At 42.7% G+C, this 23609-nt stretch carries 19 protein-coding genes, 1 tRNA gene and 1 pseudogene; 5 read left to right on the forward strand and 16 right to left on the reverse strand.

Annotation, left to right across the window (positions count from 1 at the left end):
* Positions 1 to 4: 4 nt before the first annotated feature.
* Positions 5 to 487, forward strand: a complete 483-nt coding sequence (locus BACHE_RS14945) for a copper resistance protein NlpE N-terminal domain-containing protein (protein WP_013548550.1) — start codon at positions 5 to 7, stop codon at positions 485 to 487.
* Between the two features lie 57 nt (positions 488 to 544).
* Here BACHE_RS14945 and BACHE_RS14950 read toward each other — a convergent pair whose 3' ends face one another.
* Positions 545 to 1147, reverse strand: a complete 603-nt coding sequence (locus BACHE_RS14950; protein WP_013548551.1) for an OmpH/Skp family outer membrane protein — start codon at positions 1145 to 1147, stop codon at positions 545 to 547.
* Between the two features lie 30 nt (positions 1148 to 1177).
* Positions 1178 to 1411, reverse strand: coding sequence for a hypothetical protein (locus tag BACHE_RS14955; RefSeq protein WP_013548552.1), 234 nt, complete (start codon positions 1409 to 1411; stop codon positions 1178 to 1180).
* 266 nt (positions 1412 to 1677) lie between these two features.
* Between BACHE_RS14955 and BACHE_RS14960 the strand changes: the two genes are divergently transcribed.
* Both BACHE_RS14960 and BACHE_RS14965 read left to right on the forward strand, forming a co-directional pair.
* Positions 1678 to 3135 carry an aminoacyl-histidine dipeptidase gene (locus tag BACHE_RS14960; protein ID WP_013548553.1) on the forward strand — a complete coding sequence of 486 codons (1458 nt, stop codon included), beginning with the start codon at positions 1678 to 1680 and terminating at the stop codon, positions 3133 to 3135.
* Positions 3119 to 4177: an endonuclease/exonuclease/phosphatase family protein gene (locus BACHE_RS14965; protein WP_041579478.1), complete on the forward strand. Its 1059-nt coding sequence runs from the start codon at positions 3119 to 3121 to the stop codon at positions 4175 to 4177. The genes BACHE_RS14960 and BACHE_RS14965 overlap by 17 nt, the downstream gene beginning before the upstream one ends.
* On the opposite strand, the pseudogene BACHE_RS17890 reads toward BACHE_RS14965, so the two are convergent.
* From BACHE_RS17890 to BACHE_RS14995, 8 genes and pseudogenes are all read right to left on the reverse strand, one after another.
* Positions 4166 to 4403 (reverse strand): annotated as a pseudogene (locus tag BACHE_RS17890) (mechanosensitive ion channel family protein); the annotation flags it as partial. The gene BACHE_RS14965 and the pseudogene BACHE_RS17890 overlap by 12 nt on opposite strands.
* Before the next feature lie 61 nt (positions 4404 to 4464).
* Positions 4465 to 5133: a phosphatase PAP2 family protein gene (locus BACHE_RS14970; RefSeq protein WP_013548555.1), complete on the reverse strand. Its 669-nt coding sequence runs from the start codon at positions 5131 to 5133 to the stop codon at positions 4465 to 4467.
* Between the two features lie 2 nt (positions 5134 to 5135).
* On the reverse strand, positions 5136 to 7028 hold the full coding sequence (locus BACHE_RS14975) for an LTA synthase family protein (protein WP_013548556.1): 1893 nt from the start codon (positions 7026 to 7028) through the stop codon (positions 5136 to 5138).
* Positions 7029 to 7139: 111 nt separating this feature from the next.
* On the reverse strand, positions 7140 to 7796 hold the full coding sequence (gene fsa, locus BACHE_RS14980) for a fructose-6-phosphate aldolase (RefSeq protein WP_013548557.1): 657 nt from the start codon (positions 7794 to 7796) through the stop codon (positions 7140 to 7142).
* A 74-nt stretch (positions 7797 to 7870) separates the two neighbouring features.
* Positions 7871 to 8029 carry a hypothetical protein gene (locus BACHE_RS17895; RefSeq protein ID WP_245530901.1) on the reverse strand — a complete coding sequence of 53 codons (159 nt, stop codon included), beginning with the start codon at positions 8027 to 8029 and terminating at the stop codon, positions 7871 to 7873.
* A gap of 70 nt (positions 8030 to 8099) precedes the next feature.
* On the reverse strand, positions 8100 to 9071 hold the full coding sequence (locus BACHE_RS14985; RefSeq protein WP_245530902.1) for a 6-bladed beta-propeller: 972 nt from the start codon (positions 9069 to 9071) through the stop codon (positions 8100 to 8102).
* Positions 9072 to 9236: 165 nt separating this feature from the next.
* The gene (locus BACHE_RS14990) at positions 9237 to 10541 is read right to left on the reverse strand and encodes a RodZ family helix-turn-helix domain-containing protein (protein ID WP_013548558.1); all 1305 of its coding nucleotides are present in this window, start codon (positions 10539 to 10541) and stop codon (positions 9237 to 9239) included.
* Positions 10542 to 10553: 12 nt separating this feature from the next.
* Entirely contained in the window at positions 10554 to 12062 is a 1509-nt protein-coding gene (locus tag BACHE_RS14995) for an ATP-binding cassette domain-containing protein (protein WP_013548559.1), read from the reverse strand.
* 163 nt (positions 12063 to 12225) lie between these two features.
* Between BACHE_RS14995 and BACHE_RS15000 the strand changes: the two genes are divergently transcribed.
* Positions 12226 to 12678 (forward strand): hypothetical protein, encoded by a 453-nt coding sequence (locus BACHE_RS15000; protein WP_013548560.1) that lies wholly within the window; start codon positions 12226 to 12228, stop codon positions 12676 to 12678.
* Positions 12679 to 12945: 267 nt separating this feature from the next.
* Here BACHE_RS15000 and pulA read toward each other — a convergent pair whose 3' ends face one another.
* From pulA to BACHE_RS15015, 3 genes are read right to left on the reverse strand one after another with little or no spacing between them, the layout of a single operon-like run.
* Complete coding sequence (gene pulA / locus BACHE_RS15005; protein WP_013548561.1) at positions 12946 to 14943, reverse strand: type I pullulanase; 1998 nt, start codon at positions 14941 to 14943, stop codon at positions 12946 to 12948.
* Between the two features lie 59 nt (positions 14944 to 15002).
* Entirely contained in the window at positions 15003 to 15572 is a 570-nt protein-coding gene (ruvC, locus tag BACHE_RS15010; protein ID WP_013548562.1) for a crossover junction endodeoxyribonuclease RuvC, read from the reverse strand.
* Positions 15569 to 15874: a DUF4286 family protein gene (locus BACHE_RS15015; protein ID WP_013548563.1), complete on the reverse strand. Its 306-nt coding sequence runs from the start codon at positions 15872 to 15874 to the stop codon at positions 15569 to 15571. The genes ruvC and BACHE_RS15015 overlap by 4 nt, the downstream gene beginning before the upstream one ends.
* A 101-nt stretch (positions 15875 to 15975) precedes the next feature.
* Between BACHE_RS15015 and BACHE_RS15020 the strand changes: the two genes are divergently transcribed.
* Positions 15976 to 16049, forward strand: a tRNA-Ala gene (locus tag BACHE_RS15020).
* Positions 16050 to 16217: 168 nt separating this feature from the next.
* On the opposite strand, the gene BACHE_RS15025 is transcribed toward BACHE_RS15020, so the two are convergent.
* The 3 genes from BACHE_RS15025 to BACHE_RS15035 form a co-directional block, all read right to left on the reverse strand.
* Positions 16218 to 17552: a RagB/SusD family nutrient uptake outer membrane protein gene (locus BACHE_RS15025; protein WP_013548564.1), complete on the reverse strand. Its 1335-nt coding sequence runs from the start codon at positions 17550 to 17552 to the stop codon at positions 16218 to 16220.
* A 20-nt stretch (positions 17553 to 17572) separates the two neighbouring features.
* The gene (locus tag BACHE_RS15030; protein WP_041579480.1) at positions 17573 to 20866 is read right to left on the reverse strand and encodes a SusC/RagA family TonB-linked outer membrane protein; all 3294 of its coding nucleotides are present in this window, start codon (positions 20864 to 20866) and stop codon (positions 17573 to 17575) included.
* 81 nt (positions 20867 to 20947) lie between these two features.
* A complete protein-coding gene (locus BACHE_RS15035) occupies positions 20948 to 23587 on the reverse strand; it encodes a zinc-dependent metalloprotease (RefSeq protein ID WP_013548566.1) in 2640 nt (879 codons plus the stop codon).
* Between the last annotated feature and the right edge of the window lie 22 nt (positions 23588 to 23609).

Here is a 23609-nt window from a genome sequence, read left to right on the forward strand (position 1 = left end):
AGAAATGAAAAAAGTAATGATGATTGTGGCTATCGCTGCCGCATTGGTGTCATGCCATTCAAAAGGAAATCAAAACAACAGCACCAGCACCGCTATGGATAAAGGGGTAATGACTGTTGCAGGCAATGATTCTTCTACCGTAACTGTATATGAAGGAATCCTTCCTGCTGCCGATGGTCCAGGTATCAGGTATGTGTTAAGTATGGAGAATGAAAATCCTGATGGAGAAAGCAGTTATACATTAGTAACTACTTACTTGGATGCAGAAGGTAAAGGAAAGAATAAGACTTTTACCACCAAAGGAAAGAAACAAGTTATCAGCAAAGATGCCAACAGTAAGAAAAAGACAGCTATCAAACTGATTCCGGATAATGGCGAAGAACCTGTTTACTTTGTTATGGTCAACGATACGACTTTAAGATTAGTAAATGACAGCTTGCAGGAAGCAGAAAGCGACCTGAATTATGATATTATTCAAGTAAAATAAGAATCTCCGTGTGAAACAAAAAACTCTCCGGATATCCGGAGAGTTTTTTGTTTCACTTTATTTCTTTGTCGGAGAAGAATATCTGGCATTCAGCCCCGACAGAATTTCACGGGTAATGTTATAAATACTATCGGCATACAACAGATTATCAAAACCGGTATTACTGATGATCATACTATAACCTTTCGTTTTATTATATTCTTTAAGAAAAGCGTTAATGGAGTCGCGCAGTTGCAAACTGTTTTTTTCATTCTCGCTCATCAATTCGGACTGCAACTTATTGCTCAAGGTTTGCAGGTCTTGTTCCAACTTTGCAATGCGGTTATACTCTTGTTGTGCCCTTTCCGGAGAAAGATAAGCATTGTTCTGATACTTCGTCTGGAATTCCTGTTTCTGCTTATCTAATTCTTGAGCTTTCTGGTTCAATGTCAAACGAACATTTTCGCTTTTTTTCACCATAGCTTCATTCAAATCAACACAGAAATTGTATTTTGCCAAAAGTGTATCTATCTCAACATAAGCAATCTTCATCTCAGATAATCCGCCAGCCTGTACGGGAGCATTCGTTGCCTGTTTATCTGCATTACCGGCACATTGAGAAAATAAAACGATAATAGCAAGAACTGCCAAACCGTTCATGAGGTAGTTTAATCTCTTCATAATTTGATAAAATATTGTTTTTTAATATAATTAGTTCATACTATCGTTTAAGGTTCTGTCCTGTTCATCAATAGAAAAACGAGACTTACGTTGAGCTTCCCGATCTTGTGACTGCACGCACCCGATACCCCTATCACGCATTGCCTTATTACCACTGACATGACCATTGGGAAACTTGCCGCCTTTCACAAAAAAGACTTTCACACCTAATAAAACTATGCAAATAGCAACTATTAACAAAGTTATCAATACAGTATCGAGCATTTCCATTAATTTTGTTACACGAAAATAGATTGCATCCCCGCAAAAGTAATGATTAATTTTGCTTTTACTCTTAGCTTACACTATTTTTGTGGGTGCAAATATAGGGCTTTGATCGGACTAACTCATCTTTTTTACTCTAAAAAAAAGAAAGGGGAATAAAATAGTCAACTCATTTAACTATCTTTAATGATAAGAGGTTAATAAACTGTGATTTGAAAACAAAATAAACTTGTACAAATTGGGTACAGTATCAGAAATTATAAATTATGGAAAAGAAAAATTTAAAACCAGCCGGCGTATTTCATTTCTTTGAAGAAATTTGCCAAGTGCCACGTCCTTCCAAAAAGGAAGAAAAGATTATCGCTTATCTAAAAGCGTTCGGAGAAAAGCATAAGTTGAAAACCTTGACTGATGAAGTAGGTAATGTCTTAATAAAGAAACCTGCTACTCCAGGCATGGAGAACCGTAAAACCGTTATACTTCAATCGCATGTGGATATGGTATGCGAAAAAAACAATGATGTGAAACATGACTTCCTCACCGATCCCATAGAAACGGAAATAGACGGTGAATGGTTGAAAGCAAAAGGTACTACCCTCGGTGCTGATAATGGTATCGGTGTAGCAACTGAACTGGCTATTCTTGCCGATGACAGCATTGAGCACGGACCGATAGAATGTCTGTTTACCATAGACGAAGAAACCGGACTGACCGGAGCTTTTGCACTGAAAGAAGGTTTCATGAATGGAGACATCTTACTGAACCTCGACTCAGAAGACGAAGGAGAACTGTTCATCGGCTGTGCAGGTGGCATAGACTCTGTGGCAGAATTTACTTATAAAGAGGTAGAAATACCTGCAGGTTACTTCTTCTGCAAAGTACAGGTAAAAGGGCTGAAGGGTGGTCATTCCGGTGGAGACATCCATTTGGGACGCGGCAATGCCAATAAACTATTGAACCGCTTCCTGAGTCAGACTCTCAAAAAATATGACATGTATCTTTGTGAAATAGATGGTGGCAATCTGCGCAATGCCATAGCCCGTGAAGCACATGCAATCATCGCTGTTCCGGAAGCTGACAAGCATGCTTTGCGTACCGACCTCAATGTCTTTGCCGCAGAAGCAGAAGCCGAGAATGCAGTGGTTGAGCCTGATTTAAAATTTATTCTGGAATCAGAAACATCCCATCAGAAAGCAATCGATAAAGATACTACCAAACGTTTACTACAAGCTATCTACGCAGTTCCTCATGGGGTGTTTGCCATGAGCCAGGACATTCCGGGACTGGTGGAAACTTCTACAAACCTGGCTTCCATCAAAATGAAGCCAAACCATGTAATCCGAATTGAAACCAGTCAACGCAGTTCTACGACCTCTTCCAAACAAGACATTGCCAATATGGTGCGTACAGTATTTGAAATGGCTGGAGCCGAAGTTTCATTCGGTGACGGATATCCCGGCTGGAAACCCAACCCGCATTCGGAAATTCTGGAAATTGCCACCGAATCTTACAAACGGCTTTTTGGAGTAGAAGCCAAAGTAAAAGCCATTCATGCAGGTTTGGAATGTGGTTTATTTCTCGACAAATATCCCTCATTGGATATGATTTCCTTCGGTCCCACCCTGCACGGTGTGCACTCTCCCGATGAACGGATGCTGATTCCCACCGTTGAGAAATTCTGGAATCACTTGCTGGATATACTGAAACATGTCCCGACTAAATAGGATATTGCTCACATTCCTTTTCTTCTGCCCGTACATCTATCTGTACGGGCAAGAGAAAAAGGATACACTTACTTTCCGTGTTATGTCCTATAACGTGGAAAATCTTTTTGACTGTAAACACGACAGCTTGAAAAACGATTATGAATTTCTACCTGATGCCGTACGACACTGGAATTACGCAAAATACAGGAAGAAACTGGATAACATAGCCCGTGTTATTGTTGCTGCAGGAGAATGGACTCCACCGGCACTCGTTGCTATGTGCGAAATAGAAAATGACAGTGTGATGCGTGACCTGACACAATACTCCGTTTTAAGAGAATCCGGCTATCGCTATGTGATGACACAATCTTCCGATGAGCGAGGAATAGATGTAGCGTTACTGTATCAACGCAATTGTTTCAAATTACTTTCTTCTCAAAGCCTTTTGGTAGCCAAACCTCAAAACGATAGTCGCCCTACAAGAGATATTCTTCATGTCTGCGGATTATTATTGAATAAAGATACTTTAGATGTATTTGCAGTCCATTTTCCATCCAGATCAGGTGGAGCAAAAGAATCCGAAATTTATCGGATAACTGCTGCAAAAAGATTAAAAGCTGCAGCAGACAGCCTTTACCGGATACGACAACATGCACAAATCCTAATTTTAGGAGACTTCAATGATTATCCCACCGACAAGTCTATACGGCAAATACTGCAAGCGGAAGTTCCGCCACCCGCCTCCGGCACTTTACATCCCCGAAAGCTCTATCATTTATTGGCAAACAAGGCCATTTGCCAAAAAGATTTCGGAAGTTACAAATACCGGGGAGAATGGGGATTGCTGGACCATATCATCGTTTCGGGTAATCTACTGGACCCCAATTACCCTCTTTATACCAGTGAAGCAAAAGCAGATGTATTCCAACGTCCTTTTCTGTTGACAGAAGACAAGAAATATGGAGGCAAGCAACCTTTCCGCACTTATTATGGAATGAAATACCAAGCAGGATATAGCGATCATCTGCCCGTATGGACAGAGTTTCGGCTAATCTATTAAACCGGGATATTGATATAATTTCAAATCAAACTTCTGCACCATTACCAATAAATGGTCAAGAATATCGGATTGGATGCGTTCATACTCTTTCCATTCATTATTGCAGGAAAAGAAATAAATCTGAACGGGTATAGGCAGTAGGCTCAAGCTGGTTAACAATCAAATCCATGCTCTGATTCACTGCCGGGAGAGTTCACAAATAACGTTCGATATAAATACAGTAAAGCTATGCAGATGTTTTCAAGCTTTTCTATTCTATGATTTCACGGCTCCCAAATGGCAATCTTTTATTGCACAGTTGCATAGACCAGCATTCCCACTATTGTCAGCACTCCCATCCAAATGGGTATATCGGCACGGATGGTATGTTCAGGACGCTTATAACCACTTGCCTTAACAAACAGACGATACATCAGATATGCACCTGCCAAGCCAATGATAGCTCCCGCCAAAAGATCTCCCGGATAATGAACACCAAGATATATACGCGAGTAACAAGTAATCAATGCCCATATCATCATAAAAGATGTAAGCCACCGATTGCGGAATACGAAAAAGATATAAAACGCCAGACCGAACGTATTGGCCGAATGACATGAAGGGAAACTATAACGCCCTCCCCGATAATTGTTCACTATATGCACCATATCCGAAATGGGATTGTCCAAATTGGCCGGACGAAGACGCGCAACGTACGGACGTATCAGTGTGGCGCAAACTTGGTCGGCAAAAGTAATGGTGAGTGCCACACCGACAAGACACAACAAAGCCTTCTTCCATGAGAAATTAGCGAACATCACATAGGCAAGAGCCACATACAATGGAATCCATTCCCACTTACCACTAAATGCGCTCATAAAGTAATCAAAAAACTCATTGTGCACCCCGTTGAAGAAAAAGAATACATCAGTGTCCGCATTGACAAGCCCTTGGAGGGCATCCGTTAATAGTATCATATTTATCGTTTATCTATATCATCATATAATTTTTGCAGATAGGCTTTTCCTGACGGAAGATTCTTTCCTTTCACCATTCCTTCATCCATTACAACACTACCTGCCTGGCAATCGAATATCACACGGTTATCTTTCGTCACCATACCGAAAGCGTCAGGCACGGTAAAGAAAGCGAAATGAGGTGAATTGGGATTAAGCATATCCTTACTAAAAGTGAACTCTCCATGAGGCAACTCCAATTGTGCCAACAATGTAGCGGCCATATCATGTTGAGATCCATACACTTTCACACGGCCGGGCTTACAGATAGCCCCACCCAACAAGAGTAAAGGTATCTGATAGCGTTCTACCGTCAAATTACTGATATCTTCAGGATAAGCTCCCAAATGGTCGGGCACAAGAACGACAACGGTATTTTTCCACTGTGGCAACTTACGGAACTGCTTCACAAAATCACCGATGCAACTGTCCGTATAAGCAAAGGCATTCAAACTTTTATTCTCCAAACGATGGAATGGAACTTCAAAAGGTTCATGGCTGCTACTGGTCTGCAATACACGAAAAGAGGGATGATGTACATCCTTTCCGGCAGCCTCATTCTTCAAATCCCCCAACAGACGCTTAAAAACAAGATGGTCATGCACTCCCCATTTACTCAAACGTTCGGCAGCAGGAAAATCCCGGTCAGCCACTATGTCTTCAAATCCCGATGACATCAGATAAGAACGCATATTGGTAAAGTCGGCGTCACCGCCATAATAGTATTTGGTCTCATAACCAACTTTTCTCAAACTGGAGGCAATGGCAGGAATGGACTGTGTCTTTCGCGGATATTTCATGATACTGGTAGTGGGCTGTGCAGGATAGCCACTCAAAATAGCCACCAATCCACGGTCTGTACGGAAACTGTTGGCATAGAAGTTCGTAAATAGCACGCCTTCACAGCTCAGACTGTCCAGATGAACAGCAACATTCGGCTCTCCACCTAAGGTAGCCATCAACTTGGAAGAAAAGCTCTCCATAATGATAAAAAGTATATCCGGACGCCGGGTAGTGAACAAAGAATGCAGTGAGTCTGCTGCCTGCCGCAAGGAATCCGGAGTTCCAGTCTGTGCTCCTAAGACTTCCGGATCAAGCAACGTCTTAAAGATACGATCGGCCTCAGCCGCCTCCATAAAACGGTATTGCTTGCTGAAATCCTTCTGCTTGGAAAGAGACTCCATCAGACTGAATACCGGATTGATGGCAGCATGGTTCAACCGTTGGTCAGGACTGAAATATACTTTGCCTACATTCATGGTAGATACCGTAAAACCACCACGGATAGGGATAAACAGCAAGCCTGTAAATAACAACAGTAGCCCGGACACTGTAAGACGCCGATAGGGAAGTTTCATCCGTAACAAGCATTTCTTCCGCAACAGAACATTATAAAAGATACTGTAAAGAAGCACTGCATAAACAGCCATCGCAGCAATACCTCCCAAAACCGTCCAAAAACTAACACTGGCAACCGCATCTTTAGGAGAAGAAAAGAAATAGAACAGCGGTGTGGTATCCAACCGGAAACCCCAATATGCATACAGTCCTAAATCAACAATAAAGACTATGGAAAGCAAAATAGAAATGACAAGATAGTAGCCGCACCAGATGCGATGAAGGACTGTGGAAAGTGTCCATACCGAAGTTACGAAAAGAAAACCGGGAATGACGGTCAGATAACCGGCCAAAGACAAATCCAACGGCAATCCATGCCATATTACACTGAACCAGTCTGCATACGAACAATTCCCATAAAACGAATAATAATACAACATGAACAAAGGTTTCTGCAATATAAAAATGCAGATGAACAAACAGTATGTTTTGATAAATCCTATAAGCCTCTCTCTCATCAGTATCTTAGTCTTAATAATATGAGGTACAAAAATAAATCTTTTTATTCTAATTTCCACCATTATCAGGTAAGAAATACAGTGAAAGATAGACTTATAGGATATTCAGGATCAGCCGTTCACACGCTTATAGTCTTCAAGGAACTTCTTCAGCCCACTTTCTGTCAACGGATGATTGAGTAAACCTTTAATGGCTGAAAGCGGACAAGTAGCCACATCCGCACCCACCTCTATGCACTGGATGATGTGCGCCGTATGGCGGATAGAAGCGGCAAGCACCTGAGTGGCATACTCATAATAACGGTACATTTCTACGATTTTACCCAACAACGCAATGCCGTCTTCACTGATGTCATCAAGCCGACCTACAAATGGGGAAACATACGTTGCACCGGCCTTGGCGGCAAGCAATGCCTGCCCTACCGAGAACACCAACGTACAGTTGGTACGGATACCCTTTTCCGAAAAGTATCTGATAGACTTAATGCCATCGGCAATACAAGGTATTTTCACCACGATATGCGGATTCAAGGCTGCCAGTTTTTCACCTTCCTCAATCATACCCTCGTAGTCGGTAGCAATGACCTCGGCGCTAACATCTCCCTGCACGATGTTGCAGATATCCACATAATGTCTGTACTGGTTTCCTACGCCTTTAATTCCCTCCTTTGCCATCAATGAAGGATTGGTAGTCACTCCATCAAGCACGCCCATGTCATAGGCTTCCCGAATCTGATCCAAATTGGCTGTATCAATAAAAAACTTCATGGTATAAATATTTTTAATGGGTTAACGCACAAATATAACGATTTATACTACACCATGGTCTCTTATAATCCCTTTTATTTCAGTTTGGCGTATAATATATAGTTGTTGTCATTCTCTTGAATGCCATCTGCCAATTTCTGCAACCGTTCACGCTCTTTGACCGGCATTTCCTTGTTTTCCGACAGATATTTTCCCAAGTTTTCTTTTAAAGCAGAGGGATCAAGGTTATTCACATAATACCCGTTTTTACAGTAGGAAGGGAACCAAGAAATCGGCATGTTTCCCAAAAAGTCATTATGAATCTTATAAAAAGCCCCCTTCAGCGTATGTTTGTCCATTACATAGTCCGCTGGTTCTTCCGTTCCATACGAGTTCTCCGAAAGCTGTTTTTGCTATGCTCATGTTACCCAAAAAGTGATTTGGCAACTCCTGGAAATCATGAATAGGAATCTCCTTACCCGCAAAATCCATTGTGAAATGTGCAGCAAGTCGCCCATTACTGAAATGATAGAGCGTATCAGGACGCCTTTCAAAGAAAACGAACAGAGAGACGTCAAAAGCATTACTGTTCTTATTGCTCACCACTTCGTTGCTGAAATCTGGCTGGAGTGCAAGATGACGTGCAGAAATCGTGTCTTTCACTTCGCCAATGAAGTTCTGTGTCCATGCCACATAAGGCAATGTATTGAAGGGCAGAAGAAATACGGATAAAAGTGAATCTTTTGTATCAGCCTTAAACACTCCTTTCGGCACTAAAGTAGGCAAGGGAATACCCTGCACGAATTGCCCCCGCATATCATAGGCAAGCAATGCCCTGGCATTCCAAGGTAACAGATAGATGCGATCTGACTCCTCATCTATTTGTGCATCATATATCAACTGATATTCTCCCGGTCCCTGCCCGAAAGAACCGACGTTGCAAAGAAATTTGCCTGTCTTGTCAAAGAGTTTAAAAGGAGTTTGCTGCTTACCATAGACCAAAATATGATGTTCCGAAACCACTGCATTTCCCGTTGGGGTTAAAGCCTCATCTCTGCCATCCAGTTTCACAATCTGCAAATCTTCGGTAAACATACTCAACGGTAGCATTACCGTATCTTTCAAAGCGGAAAAATCGCATACCCATAGGGAATCGCCATCCACCACTTTTACCGAACCTACCACCGGTTGTTCCGCCAGACCGTCACTCGCCCGCTTGCTTGCATTATTACAACCACATAAAGCCATTCCTACTAATAATAAGGAATAAACTGCCGTCAATTTCTTGTTTTTCATACTCTTTTAGTTTAAAAATATATGGCAAAAGTAATGCGATACAGGCATTATCACAAACTTTTCCATAGACAATACGAAAGTATCATAAAATAGTTATCCACCTATTAATCAATTATAAAAGTATATAAACAAGAGCATACATATAGACAAGTGCAATAGACAATTCTAAAATCTCCGCAGAAAAGCATCCAGTGTCTCATCCTCAGCGGTCAATCCAAACTTCTCCCGCTTTACCCGTTGCTTCTTGCGACTTACAGACGGACGGCTGATACAATATATATCCGAAAGATCTTTAATGCTGACGCCAATTTTCACCAAGCAGCAGAAGTTGATATCCTTGTCCGTCAACAAAGGGAATTCCTTGCGCAAACGCCCGGTAAAATCATCATAACTCTTGTCCACTGTCTGGCGTATATCTGCCCATTCTTCGGATGACAGAGCAATGCGTTTACCATCCTTCACCGCCTCGTCAGAGTCTTCCTCTGCCTGCTCCTCCAAAGAGGGTATCTTATGAAATGATTTCATGCGACGAAATAAAGACTCACGCAATTGCGATTCTTTTTCGCGCAGGGAGGTCAACTCCTCTGCCTGCTCCAGTAACTGCTGCGCCTGTTCCAGCCGGAGTGCCTGTTCACACAGTAGCAAATTGTTCGTCCGCCTTTTGCGTCTCTGCCACCAAAAATAAAAGATAAAGCCAATGACAATGAAAGACATCCCCAACGACAGAAGCATGATTTCCTGCTGTTGCTTGGCTATCTTCAAGGAGTTCAGTTCATTCTTCATCTTTTCTTTTTCATAGTTTTCGCGACTCTCATCAGATTCCACTTTCTGTATCTCAGCCTGTAACAGTTTATCTGCATCCAGTGCCACACCGTAAGCCAAACTATCTTCACCACGCAAAGCGTACAAGAGACCCAAACGATGCAAAGCTTCTCCCGCCACAAAACGGTTAAGAGAACGGGCCGCTATTTCGTAATAATGCAGCGCCGAGTCAGAAGCACCCATTGCCACAAACACGTTTCCCTTCGCCAGACAATAGTAAGGAACAACCGAACGGGATATTCGACTGCTACGGATAGAATCCAGGCAACGAACCGCCCGAAGATAATTTCCCGCACGGGCATATATCGCTGCCACACTCAAGCAAATCCGTTCTTGTATCCAAGTATCAGCCCCGAATCCTGCTTTTCTGTAACAGGACAAAGCCTGTACCGTATCACCAACTTCCATGCAACGGGAAGCCACATTATAATATAGGTGTGCACGCTGCTCCTCTGACGAGAGGTAACAGCCTGCCAAATCAGCATAACGCAATATGCTGTCCGATGAATGTGCCACCCATGCTTTTTGGTAAAAAAATCTGAAGACACGGGCAGAATCAGCCACAGGCATTACAGCTTGCTCATGCCGATCATTGCAAGAAGTCAGCAAGAGAAAGATAAACAAGATATGACATACTCCTGGCTTCATGGTTTCTACGGATTATCGGTTACGTATCAGGTGCAGGCGGTTGCTGATGGTATCAGGCAGTTCGTTCTCGTAGTGGGTCACCATAATCATCGTCTTGTCCTTCCTATGACAGAAGGCTTCTATAATCTTCTTCACCCGGCGGCGGTTGTAAGTATCCAGTCCATGAAGCGGCTCATCGAGAATTAGCAGTTCGGGGTCTTTGACAAAAGCGCGTGCCAGCAACGCCAATCGCTGTTCTCCGCTGGAGAGTTGGAGGAAAGGCTTGTCCCTCAACTCTGCAATGCCGAAGATGTCCATCCACCACTCGCAAACAGCCATCTGTTCCTCACGAGGACGCTTATACAGCCCAACGCTATCGTGCAGGCCTGAAGCTACTATTTCTATGGCAGGCAGGTTCTTCAGATAGGCACGGTGCATCTCAGGGCTGACGTAGCCGATGTGTTTTTTTATCTCCCAGATGCTCTCACCCGACCCCCTCTTACGCCCGAAGAGGCTGATGTCGCAGGCATAAGCCTGAGGGTTGTCGGCACAGACCAGACTAAGAAGGGTGGACTTTCCCGCACCGTTCTCGCCACTCAATGCCCACTTCTCGCCACGCATCACGGTCCAGTCCAATTCTTTCAGGATGATGCGGTCGTCATAGCAGATGCTGACTTTGTTCAGTTTCACCACCTCAGCGGAGGTATAATTGATGTTATCATACGGCAGGTCAAGGATACGTTGCCGCAATGCCTCCATTGAGGCAAATTCTTCACGGATAAGAGATTCGTTGCGGATGCGAAAGGCAGTCAAATAGGTTTCACGCTCCATCTTCTCTCCTACCCTCATGTCTGCAACAGGCACTACATGGGTAATGAACGAGGGAATATCATCCATCATGGAGAGAACAAGAATGATTTGCAGGGACTCCATGCGTGAAAGTTCATCAAGCAGACCGAACAGCAGTTTACGTGTGACGGCATCCAGTCCGATGAAAGGGTTGTCCATAATCAGGATGCGGGGAGAGGTGAGCAGCGTCTTGACCAGTTGAAACTTGCGGAGTTCACCACTGGAAAGCAAAATGATTTTCTTGTCAAGCATCGGCTCTATGCGAAAAAGGTCGAATAGCCGACGCTTCAAGGCTTCACACCCGGCATCGGTTCCGCCTCCGGTCCTATTTTCGGATTTACCCAACAGGTCACGCACCAAGGGCACATCATCCTGCTCCGTCTGGTTCCAGCGTTGTTGGTAATAATAGCTGCCATCGGCAGAGCCGTAGGTATCACGGAAAGCAATATACTTGATATTGTCGTAGGCGGTAGTGGTGAGTGAAGGAGTGAAATCATAACTAATCGTTCCTTCACGCAGAGGGTATTTACCGGTCAGCAAGTCGATGAAAAGACTTTTTCCAGATCCGTTAGGACCTACGATGGCGAGGTGTTCGCCATTCAGAATATCAAGGTTGGCAGGAGTTGCCAGTTGTATTTGGGAATTGCGTGCTATGCCTCCACAAAGGCAAATTGTATATTGTTGTTCGTACATCTTGTAATAATACAGTTTGAATTGCGAGACAAAGCTACGGAATTATTCCATAGGGCAGATACATTTTCACTCCTTTTCTGTTCATCGGTTGTACAAATGACTATCTTTGTGTCTCCTAAGCAAGAAATATGATACAATCAACAATCATTCAAATCATACCACCATGAACGAAGAAAATCTTAATCAGGCAAGAAGCTTTTATAGCAACCTTGAGCAACAGATTGCCACGTTGCCCGCAGAGCAACAGGGTCATGTGTTCAGGAAATGCGCCATCCATTGCGTCAGCAATACCGTATTACCCTTTCTCAGAAACAGATACGAAAACTGCGGGGGAGACATGGACTTGTTCTTCTCCGAGAAGGAGAATTCGGAATACTCCTTTCAGAAGGTTGTAGAAAAGGGACACATTTACGAAATGGGCTATCCAAGATGCTTGTGCTTTATGCACGACATGGGCTTCGCAACCTCCCAAGCACATTGTGAATGTTCAAGGCAGAGCATCTTGTACATCCTACACGAATTGTTTCCGATGAGGAACATTTCCGTCGAAATGGTCGGTACGGTTTTGGGCGGAGCCGACAAATGCACATTCCGGATAATGGTCGGCAAACCTTGACAGGGTTCTTGCATTTAGGAGGAATCTACAAAAAGCAAGGGAAGGGACGTTGGATATGACAGCGAAACGGGATACCTATAAACGTAGTAGGGATGGGTCTGCAAGTGGGGTCACATTAAAAGCCTATTAATACACCATTAAAAGGCTTTTAACAGTGTATTAATAGGCTTTTAAAGGGTCTCACTATATTCCCTCCCGCTATATTGTAATCTCCCTATCACACTGAGTGTCTCAGAGTTTTCGGAAGACAGGGGACAAAGCATTGCTTCACCTCACCACAATCAGCGCCGACTGTGCCGGAACACCTACCTCGCCACCATAAAGTGTGCCCAAACCTTGCTGGTTAATGAAACCATCCTTGCACACCACCGTATATTTGCCTTCAGGCAGAGATACCTTGGCATACTCCTTGCGGGCGTTGAGAATCACTACAATGTCTTCCCACACATCGCCACCTGCATGGTTTTTCAGTCGGTAGGCCACCACATTGCTACCATCAACGGGCAGGAATTCAAGATGTTTACGTACTAAGTCGGCATTCCCCATACGGAAAGCGGGATGATTCTTACGAAGCTGTATCAAACCTTTATAATAGGCAAAGACATCGGCATGTTCCATCTTGCCTTTCCAGTTTATGGCATTGATAGAATCGGGGCTCTCGAAGCTGTTGTGTACGCCCTTCTTATCACGCATCACTTCTTCGCCGGCATAGATAAACGGTATACCTTGTGAAGTAAAGACAGCCGTTTGTGCCAGTTTGTCCAGTTTAGACAATTCTTCAGGAGTAATGCCCGGAATACTTGATTTCAATCTGTCTACCAAGCACATATCGTCATGGCAAGATACGTAACTGATCATCTGCGTGGGTTGTTCAGCCCATGGAGCCTTGCTATAATTTACCGAATCATTGTCTACTTGCGGATGCTTGATAGCTCCTACAATACCAAACTTGATGCTTGCCTCTCCACCGGGAAGTCCTGCAAGGAAAGCACCCTGATGATTGTCATTAAACGGACCACGCAAAGCATCACGCATTTCATCGGAGAAAGCAGCGATACCCGGCATTTTATATGTATTGGCTTTCATTGCCAAAGAGTCTTGTGACATCTGCGGAGCCTGAGCCGCCCAACCTTCACCATATATAAAGATAGTAGGATCGATAGCCGTTGCAGCCTTGCGAATTTCGTTCATCGTTTCTATATCATGAATACCCATCAAGTCGAAACGAAAGCCGTCGATATGATATTCGTTAATCCAATGCTGTACGGACTCTACCATGTATTTGCGCATCATAGCACGGTTGCTGGCTGTTTCATTACCGCAAGCCGAACCATCGGCATAAGTGCCATCCGGTTTCTGACGATAGAAGTAACCGGGAACGGTACGTTCGAAGTTGCTATCTGCTGTGTTGAAAGTATGATTGTACACTACATCCAATACGACACGGATACCTGCCTTATGCAAAGCCTGCACCATCTGCTTGAACTCACGGATACGAACTTCCGGTTTATAAGGATCGGTAGAGTACGAGCCATCGGGCACATTATAATTCTGCGGATCATATCCCCAGTTATATTTATTCTCATCGAGTTTCGTTTCATCCACCGAAGCGTAATCGTACGAAGGAAGAATATGAACATGAGTTACGCCCAGCTCTTTCAGGTGATCGATGCCCGTAGATAAATTATCAAGGCTCACTGTACCTTGCTCGGTAAGTGCCAGGAATTTACCTTTATTCTTAATACCCGATGAGGGGTCGATAGAGAAATCACGATGATGCATCTCGTAGATGATAACATCTGCCGGAGAAGCCAATGCGGGGCGCTTGTCATTTGCCCAACCTTCAGGATCGGTGGACTTCATATCAAGAATTGCTGCCCGCTTACCATTCACGCCTACGGCTTTAGCATTGATACCCGGAGTATCTCCCAACCACTTATCATTGATCTTCACATTGAATGTGTAGAATTTACCTTTCAAGTCTTTCTCGACTTTAGCTTTCCAGGTTCCATCTTCCGACGGCTCCATACTTACAGTTTCGTATGCATGCCCGCCGTCTCCTGCGTCGAACAACATCAAACGAACTTCATCGGCTGTAGGTGACCACAAGGAAAATTGTGTAACAGCAGGAGTATATTCCATTTCCGTCAAGCTGCCCGAACGAACGGGATAAAGTTCATACGAAGTGTATTCTTTCTTCGCAGGAGCACAACTTACGACTGTTGTCGCAGCAACTCCAATAATGGCAAGTTCATTCAATTTCATGATACTATTTTTAAGTATTAAATATAATTCAGATTTAATGTTATTATCTTCTTATCTTATCATTTCTTCACCTTATCCGGATTTTTAGCAATGAAGTCCTTCCAGCCGTGATAGCCTTTTTCTACAGCAGGGCGTCCCATTTGCAGATAATGGCAATAAGCGGCGGCAAGCCCATCGGTGGCATCCATAAAGGTCGGCATATCTTCTTTAGGAAAGCGAAGCATGCGCTGTAGCATGTCGGCCACCTGTTCTTTGGACGCCTGACCATTTCCGGTAATCGCCATCTTTATTTTCAGGGGAGCATATTCGGTAATAGGAATGTCTCTGCTTAAAGCAACTGCCATAGCTACTCCTTGTGCACGCCCCAACTTCAGCATGGATTGTACGTTCTTCCCGAAAAATGGAGCTTCAATAGCAAGTTCGTCCGGCAAGTAGCTTTCAATAATGCTCAACACCCGTTCGTGAATATGGCGTAACTTCAGATAATGGTTGCCAAACTTACGGAGGTCAATAATGCCCATTGCTATCATTTCAGGCTTTGTTCCCACTATGCGGAGAATTCCATAGCCCATAATGGTAGTACCGGGATCAATGCCCAAAATGATTTTTTCCTTTACCGGATGTATCACTCTATTACCTCCATCAATGTAGGAAAGCCAATAGCTTTGTCTTTAAAAGTTTTCAGCAGTTCCTCGTTCAGTTTCACACCTTGTTCCTGATGCCAGCGATGCAGTTTGGCAGAGTCTTCTACTTCAAACTGCACGGAAAAACAGATACTACCTTCTTCTATGTGGCTCAAGATACGGGTGATACGCGGAGCAGTCAATGTTCCGTTCTTCGCTACTTCAGGAAGATAATATTCCTGCATCCACACCAGGAAGTATTTTTCCTGTCCTTCTTCTACATGATAAGTTGTATTATATATCAGCATAACGCATTTTTTCAATTTGTTTCGCAAACATAGCAATTATTTCAGAATAATGCATTATATTTGCGCCATCAAAAACAAAGTGGCCCGCAAACGTTGTAAAAGGGGCGTTAGCTCATCTGGCTAGAGCGTAACACTGGCAGTGTTAAGGTGATCGGTTCGAGTCCGATACGCTCCACTGAAATACAAGTTCCTGATTGGTATTCCAATCAGGAACTTGTGCTATATATAAAATTCAAATTAGACTAAAAGAGCTTCTCTTGTTTTAAATAATAAATATCCTTCCTCCCTCCATCTTTTTATAGAAATCCAGAGGTTCAGAAGGAAAAAGGATTAATAGTCATTGCTAATTCAGCAATCCAGGATTGGCCTCAATTGCCTCTTTCGGAATGGGAAGAGTATAGCGAGCATCATTTGCTTCGAGTATATAAGTCTTGCCTCTAAGTACCTTCTCCAACCGAGGACGAGTAGTACGTCTTAAATCAAACCAGCGATGTCCCTCAAATGCCAGTTCACGAGCACGTTCATTCAATATTTCCTGCAACAAAGCATCCTTACTCATTCCACTGACAATGGCAACTTTAACCGAATAAGCTCCCGGAGTATAGCGTTTCTGCATTAATTCCAACAAACGGGCACGTGCCTGAGGCAATTTATCTATCCGGGCAGCAGCCTCAGCGGATGTCAGATACATTTCACCAACTCGGAAAGAACACAGATAATTGTTATTACCCGCCTTCCTATTCTTCCGGAAACCATTTTCATCTGCAGATGTAAAATATTTATCTATACGAAGATCGCTTTCAGAGTAAAGCGCAAGAAAAGAAGGAGCAGCCAAAGAAGCTTTACTCACCGAATTATTCAAAGGCATTTCCAGTGCAGTAATATTCTCAATGGATTTATAGCTGTTGGGCAAATTGGCAGAGGCATCATTCAAATCTTCCAAAGCCGCTTTCTTGGCAAGCACAATCTCTGCCGCCTCCCATGCAGCTTCCCACTCTCCCTTATAAAGGGACACTCGAGATTGAAGCGCTTCTACTGAGGCCATATTAAAACGATAAACGAACTTTTGTTCCCATTCAGTCTCTGTAATAAGTTTACGGGCTTCGTCAATATCAGACTGAATGGAAGTATAAACCTCTTTCACCGTATTACATTTCAACACTTTTTCCAAGTCTGTATCCAACTTCAAGGGTACGGATTTAGTATTCAAAGCACCCGGCTTTGTATAAGGCTGCCCATAAAGATTCACCAGCAAAAAATGCATATATGCACGAAGCATATATGCTTCTCCCACTAACTGACTGATTTCTTTTTCAGTCCCCTCACCAATATCATTCCTGTTCTCTATAACATGGTTAGCTATAAAAAGAACATTGTAATACTTTGCCCACTCAAATGACACAGTATATGAATTAGGTGAAAGATCATTCCAACACTCTATATCCATATAATAGTTCTGATCATATTCATCATCCCTGATCTGCATTTCGTCAGAGCGAAAACAAGCCAGACCTCGGTCACCAAAATTACTTACATCCTTATAAGAGCGAACAAGCAATGCCCTATACTCAGCCAATGAATTCGGAATGACACTACCAATAGGCTGTATATCCAGGTAATTGTCACAGGCCGCAAACAAACACACACAGCCTATCATCAGAGTTATTATCTTCTTCATTATATTTCTATCCTTTTAAATTAGAAATTCAAACTCAAACTAAATGTAACAGACTTGGGCACAGGAGTTGCATAAGGATTATACATTGACTCCGGATCCATATAGTTATTATATCCCGAACCGAACACCAACAGATTGCGCCCCTCAACAGATACCGTAGCCGAATTCATGCCTAAACGCTTGGTCAGCAATTCCGGAATACGGTAACCGATACGTAAATTCTGTAAACGAACATAGTTGAGCTTCTTTACCCAAATATCCAGCATTTTCCAAATAGGCTTAGCATCATACCAAGAGTATTCTTCCGGATTAGCGGAACTTGTCATAAATGCTGGGAATTCGGCCTTCGGATTTTCCGGCGTCCAACGATGCAAGACATCACGGTTATAGTTCTTGCCATAATCTGGATTAATTATATCGTAGGAAGGCTGAGTACGCACATATCCACCAAATGTCAAAGAGAAATTAGCACTCAATTCCCAATTCTTATAGCCAAAAGTATTGATAAAACCACCTGTATAAGGGGCATCTGTACTACCGATATAAGAATAAAATGTCCTTTCTTCGGCTGGTGTAACGTCAGAAGAAGCAATACCTATCCCCCATTCATCCTTCAAGCGATATAGCTCCTTCAATGTAACTCTCTCTCCTTTCGGATTGTAAAACATCATATTTCCAGTCTTCTCATCCACCCCCGCAGTTTTCAAGGCAAAAATAGCTCCTACCGGGTAGCCTTCGCGTCCCGGAATAGTCTGCTGCTCCGGAATATTCTCCTGCAATACTTTATTATTATTATATGCAAAATTAAAATTAGTGTACCAAGAGAAATTCTTTGTCGTCACATTACGTGTGGACAAACTAATCTCAACGCCCTTATTTTCCATACTTGCCCAATTTATATTCATAGATGTAAAACCTGTTTCAAGCGGAAGCATACGCAAAGCTATCAGATCACTACCTTTACGGTAATAATAATCCATACTCAGATTGATAGCCTGATTCAATACAGAAAAATCAAAACCGGTATTCACAGACTGTGTTTTTTCCCAACGCAATTTTTTATTAGGCGCAGAATTGATTATAATCATATCTTCCGATACACCGGGCAAAATACTTTCAACTCTATACGTGCCCAACAGGAATGGAGAGGTATTCTTGTCAATATTACCTTGCAAACCGTAAGAAGCGCGAAATACCAGATTATCTATCCATCTTACCCCTTTCATAAAGGGCTCTTGTGACAAACGCCATAACCCACTGACAGAATATAAAGGAAGATAGCGATACTTCTTATCCACACCGAAAAGATCAGAACCATCAAAACGGATACTTCCTCCTATCGTATATCGATTCAGCAGCGAATAAGAGGCCGTAGAATAAAAAGACACGTATGCATTTTCTTTATAAGTCGTAGTATGAAGTGGGAAAGTAGCAGCATAACTTTCATTCGGAAAAATAACAGGCTTAGTAGTCAATGTCTTACGGTCAAACCCATATCCTGCAGAAAACAATGTTTCATACCAAGTCTTACGTAGTTCTGTACCTACCATTACTTCCAATTCATGAATATCATTAAAACTGTCACGATATTCCCCCATAGCCTTCCATGTAATTTGCGAATTAGAGTTTTCATAAGATTTCTGCATTCCTCCTTCAGGCAAAAAGTGTTTTGTTTCACCTCCTGTGCCATATTCACTCATTTTATAATAATAACGCATTGCATAACTTTCCCAATCAGCAATTTCCTTTCTGGAAGTCTTCTCCAACTGATACCCAAATTGAGAAGTGAGTTTCAGTTTGTCGTTGAAACGCAGTTCCGCATCAAATATAGATGAAAAAGAATTCACAAGCCCTTCATTGGATGTATTTTGACGTTCTTCAAAAATATTGAATCCCAGATCTGTACTTGTATTATTCTGAATATCATAGTCGTAGTTATAATTACCATTCTTGTCATAGAGTTCAAAATACGGATTAGCCTTACGCGAATAGAATACAGGATTAGACATACCATACTTATCCGTCAGATAATTGGTATTTTTGCGCCGATTGGCAAACAAAGAAGCACCCAGTTTCAGCATTCCGTTCACTTTATAAGAAGTTTTGCCAACAACATTAAAACGGTTCATACCGACTCCGTCTATATTTCCATCTTCTTTAAAATAACCGAAAGAGGTATAATAAGTAACCCTCTCCGTACCGCCGGAAAGGCTCAGGTTATATTCCTGACTGAAGGCATCACGAAACAGCAGATCACCCCAATTTGTATTGATTTCCTTCAAACGGTTGATACCCGCCTGCGCTTCAACGCTCAAAGCGTCCCAACCACCCGCTTGGAAAGCAGAAAGTTCATTATACTTGGCAAGAATATTACAAACTCCCCCTTTTTGATTGTTCGGTGAATAGTCATTACGAATCATGTCAAGCTCCAATCCAACCTTTTCGGTGGCATTCAGCAAATTCAATTTATCAAGGCTCAATGTAGGGGTATAAGTAAATTTCGATGAAAAGTTCACAACCGGTTTACCAACCTTCCCTCTCTTTGTAGTGATCACAATCACACCATTCGCAGCACGAGCACCATAGATAGCAGTAGCGGCAGCATCTTTCAATATTGTGATATTCTCGATGTCGGCAGGATTCAATCCAGCTATCGAAGACTGCTTCATATTAGTCACATCATTCAACTCATCCAATTTAGGAATATCTGTACCATCCAATGGAATACCGTCCAATACCCACAAAGGATCTTGCGTACCATTCAATGAAGCCGTGCCACGGATACGTATCTTTGCCGGAGCGCCGGGTGCACCGGAGGTCGAAGTAACAGAAAGTCCGGCAATCTGTCCGGCGAGTGCCTGATCGATGCTTTTTACCGCACCAATGGTTTCATCCGATATATTCAGCTTTGATACGGCTGCCGTCAATTTTCGACGCTCCACAGTCTGATAACCTGTTACAACTACTGCATCAAGCATTTGGGAAGAAGTGTGAAGGATTATCTCATATCGGTCCTTTCCCGGAACAAGCTTGATTTCTTGTTCATCATAACCTACGTAACTACAAAAAAAGCGAGTCACGCCCGGAGGAATGTTGATAGAAAACTGACCATCTACATTAGTGATAACTCCAATCGCTGTCTGAGTGCTTCCGGCTTTTGTCAAGTCCTCTGCCTTTATATAAACGGAAGCACCGATAAGCGGAAGATTATCCTCTGAAGATATTACCACACCCTGTATCTGCCTGTTTACAGCAAAGGCTGAAGACACAGTGCCTACAAGGCATAGAAACATAATTAATAAACGTTTTTCCATGCGTTACAGTAAAAAATTAAATTAATACTTTATAGAAATGAATACTGACAAATGATAATTTGATGATTTTATACTAAATTATCATTTAATCCCCAAAGCTGTATTTATACGTAAAATCAAATCTTTATAATGATACTTTGTTGCTATATCCGATATTCCCAAACGACTCTGCAGCAAATCTTTGATACGCAGTAATTCGCCACGCTTCACAGAAATGGCATCAGAAACACGATTAATTTGCGAACCATAGAAGTTTAACTCACGGGGAGCTCCCATCCGGTCAGAAATTCGGTGCATATGCTGCTCATCACAACTGCAAAGAGGCATCTGATTATCCAATAAAAAATGACAATTCATCAGTTTCCTGTTTATCTTCACCCCTTCGCTCTCGGCAGCAGCAGTAATAAGTGCATCTACAAAGTTCTTTTGCAAAGCACGTGTCATAACATCGGGCAATATTCCATGCTCTGTAGTGGCAAAAATGCTGCGATGCAAACCATCCATCAATTCAACCACCGTAAAAGCTTTTTTGCCATTCACCGATTCGTTCTCCAACATACGCATCAGACGATTATTGGATAACAGATCCCAAAGAATATATGACTGAGCATTCTTCAATACTTGTGTCGGTGCATTCTCTACTACACCCAATGGAGTGTTGCGCAGTAAATAAGTATATTCCCCTACTTCCGCATCAAACAGCCACTTTGGATAAGTCAACACCTGATCGAGCAAAAACTTCATCGCAGCCTGCTGCTTTTCTTTCTCTACAAATATATAGGTCTTTTGTCCATCACCTACCGTAGTATTTTCTAAATAAATGCCACCGATATTAGCGAGTACATGATAAAGGTAATTATTCCACTGATTGATCACTGCATAATATAAGCGAGAAGCTTCCTCGTAAGTCTGCCCTTTTTCTCCGGTTGTCGTCCACCGGATAATTTGAGGAACAACACGTTTCAGGTTCTCAATACCCAATAAAGAAGAATGGATAGCGTCATCACCCAAATCTTCAATTTGTGCACGGGGGTCAACAGCATCACGAACATCCTGCGCTTCACTGTATTTATATAAACGATCGGTATGACAATTCAGAAAATCGGCAAGCAAGTCTTTCTCCGCTTCCGGTGTTTCTTTACCATACCAACGGTAACCATACTCTATGGCGAACAAATCATATGGCCCGATATGTGGAGAAAGAGCCGTAACCCCATCACCCGGTTGTGCCACATAGTTGAAACGGGCGTAGTCCATGATGGAAGAAGAAGTACTGTTCATACGGTCCGTAAAAGTCCTGGAACGTAAAGAATCTGTCGGAAAAGCCCAAGATGCAATCATGTTATGACGTAATCCCAATGAATGTCCCACCTCATGACAAGCCACAAAACGCATGGCATCACCCATCAGTTCATCCGAAAGTTTTATACTGCGTGCCTCAGGACGTACAACCCCCGTCTGCACTGTTATCCACTCCTGAAGCATACCCAGCACATTATGCCACCACATAATGTCTGCTTCCAGAATTTCACCAGAACGCGGGTCAAGAATGGAAGGCCCCATCGCATTTGCTTTGGTAGAAGCAGCATAAGTCAATACAGAATAATTCACATCGTCTTTATCCACATTCATGCTATCCGTCAATTCCTTTGCAATAATGGCATTCTTAAATCCCGCACGCTCAAAAGCGACTTGCCAGTCTTCAATACCCTGCATTATATATTTCCGCCAACGGCGAGGAGTGGAGTTCTCAATATAAAACACAATCGGCTTGGCAGGCTCCACCAACTCTCCACGAAGGTAACGTTCTCTGTCTTCTATTTTCGGTTCAAGACGCCAACGGGTGATAAACGACTTCTTATCCACACGTTGCTGCCCGTCACTGAAACTCAGCAACGGATTGGTAAAATAGCCTACACGCGGACTATCCAAGCGTCCCATCATGGGTTTTTCAGGAAGCAACAGCAACGAAGAAGTAACTTCAACCGTTACATATACAGTCGTTGTTCCTTCTGTCACTTTAGTGGTCAACTCAGAGGTTGCCACAACATTATTCTCGAAAGATTTTATGGAAAGAATACGGGACAGATTCTTAATAGCAGAAGTCCCCAGATTGATATTCGTAAATACATTGTTTATACTTGTCTCCGTACCATCATAAATATCATTAACTTTAACTACCACCGCAGTGGAATCTTTATTAAATGCTTCTATCTTGAAACCGGCAATCAATGGAGAAATATAATTATCAAGTACCGATTGACGTATAGCATCTTTATCCGGTGTCAACGGTAAGGGACGACTTTGACGTACCAGCAATTTACCAGTCCCTTTATCCAGCTCAAAGCGAATCATTTGGTTTTCATAATTCGTGCCTCGGTTTACGCCTGCTTCATTCAATTCGGAAGGGACGCGCTGCAACTTATTTACCACAAGCATATCGCGCCCCAGCAATTGAGTAGGAACCTCAAAATAAAAGTCGCTTTTTTTTCGGTAAACATTAAACATGCCATTACAAACAATAGCCCCATCACCTGTCAACTTCTCATAGCTGTCCTTAGACCGAACACTATCCCTAACTTCACTTTTCTTTTTCTTTCGGAACCATCCCATCGTCTCGGGTGAAACAAAATCGGATTGTCCGGCATACAACAGTACGGTGGGTCCACACATCAGGACACCCGTAATTACCATAATAGGCAGAAACGCTTTCAATCTCATTAACAAAAACTATCTTTTTAAA

Origin of the sequence: Bacteroides helcogenes P 36-108 (assembly GCF_000186225.1) — a bacterium.
Taxonomy (GTDB): domain Bacteria; phylum Bacteroidota; class Bacteroidia; order Bacteroidales; family Bacteroidaceae; genus Bacteroides; species Bacteroides helcogenes.

Bases quoted from the DNA above. Each gene is read 5' to 3' on its own strand.
- BACHE_RS14945 (WP_013548550.1), top strand. From the start codon at position 5: ATGAAAAAAGTAATGATGATTGTGGCTATCGCTGCCGCATTGGTGTCA.
- BACHE_RS14950 (WP_013548551.1), bottom strand. From the start codon at position 1,147: ATGAAGAGATTAAACTACCTCATGAACGGTTTGGCAGTTCTTGCTATT.
- BACHE_RS14955 (WP_013548552.1), bottom strand. From the start codon at position 1,411: ATGCTCGATACTGTATTGATAACTTTGTTAATAGTTGCTATTTGCATA.
- BACHE_RS14960 (WP_013548553.1), top strand. From the start codon at position 1,678: ATGGAAAAGAAAAATTTAAAACCAGCCGGCGTATTTCATTTCTTTGAA.
- BACHE_RS14965 (WP_041579478.1), top strand. From the start codon at position 3,119: ATGTCCCGACTAAATAGGATATTGCTCACATTCCTTTTCTTCTGCCCG.
- BACHE_RS14970 (WP_013548555.1), bottom strand. From the start codon at position 5,133: ATGATACTATTAACGGATGCCCTCCAAGGGCTTGTCAATGCGGACACT.
- BACHE_RS14975 (WP_013548556.1), bottom strand. From the start codon at position 7,028: ATGAGAGAGAGGCTTATAGGATTTATCAAAACATACTGTTTGTTCATC.
- fsa (WP_013548557.1), bottom strand. From the start codon at position 7,796: ATGAAGTTTTTTATTGATACAGCCAATTTGGATCAGATTCGGGAAGCC.
- BACHE_RS14985 (WP_245530902.1), bottom strand. From the start codon at position 9,071: ATGAAAAACAAGAAATTGACGGCAGTTTATTCCTTATTATTAGTAGGA.
- BACHE_RS14990 (WP_013548558.1), bottom strand. From the start codon at position 10,541: ATGAAGCCAGGAGTATGTCATATCTTGTTTATCTTTCTCTTGCTGACT.
- BACHE_RS14995 (WP_013548559.1), bottom strand. From the start codon at position 12,062: ATGTACGAACAACAATATACAATTTGCCTTTGTGGAGGCATAGCACGC.
- BACHE_RS15000 (WP_013548560.1), top strand. From the start codon at position 12,226: ATGAACGAAGAAAATCTTAATCAGGCAAGAAGCTTTTATAGCAACCTT.
- pulA (WP_013548561.1), bottom strand. From the start codon at position 14,943: ATGAAATTGAATGAACTTGCCATTATTGGAGTTGCTGCGACAACAGTC.
- BACHE_RS15015 (WP_013548563.1), bottom strand. From the start codon at position 15,874: ATGCTGATATATAATACAACTTATCATGTAGAAGAAGGACAGGAAAAA.
- BACHE_RS15025 (WP_013548564.1), bottom strand. From the start codon at position 17,552: ATGAAGAAGATAATAACTCTGATGATAGGCTGTGTGTGTTTGTTTGCG.
- BACHE_RS15030 (WP_041579480.1), bottom strand. From the start codon at position 20,866: ATGGAAAAACGTTTATTAATTATGTTTCTATGCCTTGTAGGCACTGTG.
- BACHE_RS15035 (WP_013548566.1), bottom strand. From the start codon at position 23,587: ATGAGATTGAAAGCGTTTCTGCCTATTATGGTAATTACGGGTGTCCTG.